Source organism: Pseudomonas sp. P4_C3, from assembly GCF_056402075.1.
The window spans coordinates 1-889 of the sequence record NZ_JBFUIC010000705.1 but is presented as its reverse complement, the minus strand read 5'-3'; the positions used below and the strand labels follow the sequence as shown (position 1 = coordinate 889).

1 protein-coding gene and 1 pseudogene are annotated in these 889 nt (G+C 60.3%); both read right to left on the bottom strand.

Annotated elements, in window-relative coordinates:
- Positions 1 to 705, bottom strand: a 705-nt coding sequence (locus AC1DVH_RS31925; protein WP_477757141.1) for an ABC transporter ATP-binding protein, incomplete at its 3' end; no start/stop codon positions are given.
- A 16-nt stretch (positions 706 to 721) separates the two neighbouring features.
- Positions 722 to 889: pseudogene (locus AC1DVH_RS31920) on the bottom strand (amino acid ABC transporter permease); the annotation flags it as partial.

The following is an 889-nucleotide window of genomic DNA, read 5'->3' as shown; positions in this document are numbered from 1 at the left end:
GTCCTCGGGCGCACCCTGCTCTTCGACCCGCCCCTGGTGAAGGAACAGCACCTGGTTCGACACTTTGCGCGCAAAGCTCATTTCGTGGGTCACCATGATCATGGTGCGGCCTTCTTCGGCCAGCCCCTGGATCACCTTGAGCACTTCTCCCACCAGTTCCGGGTCCAGGGCCGAAGTCGGCTCGTCGAACAGCATGATCTCCGGTTCCATGCTCAGGGCACGGGCAATGGCGACCCGTTGCTGCTGACCACCCGAGAGAAACGCCGGGTATTGATCGGCCACCCGTGCCGGCAAACCGACCTTGTCCAGGTAGCGCCGGGCGCGATCCTCTGCGTCCTTCTTGCTGACGCCCAGCACCCGGCGTGGGGCCATGGTGATGTTCTCGAGCACGGTCATGTGGCTCCACAGGTTGAAGTGCTGGAACACCATCGCCAGGCGGGTGCGGATGCGTTGCAGTTCATTGGCGTCGGCCACGCGCATGCCGTGGCGGTCATGGACCATTTGAATCGGCTGGTTGTCCAGGCTCATGGCGCCGTCATTGGGCGTTTCCAGGAAGTTGATGCAACGCAGAAAGGTGCTCTTGCCCGAACCACTGGCGCCAATCAGGCTGATCACATCGCCGGTCTTGGCGTTTAGCGAAACGCCCTTGAGGACTTCATGGTTGCCATAACTTTTGTGCAGGTTTTCAACGGTCAGTTTGTACATGAACAAGCATCCTGAATTAGTGAGCCGGGCCGAGGAAAGACAACCAACGGCGTTCAGCCAGGCGGAACAGGCCGACCAGAGAGAAAGTGACTGCCAGGTAGATCAACGCGGCGATGCCGAACGACTGGAAGGTCAGGAAGGTCGCCGAGTTGGCGTCCCGTGCGACTTTCAGGATGTCCGGGAT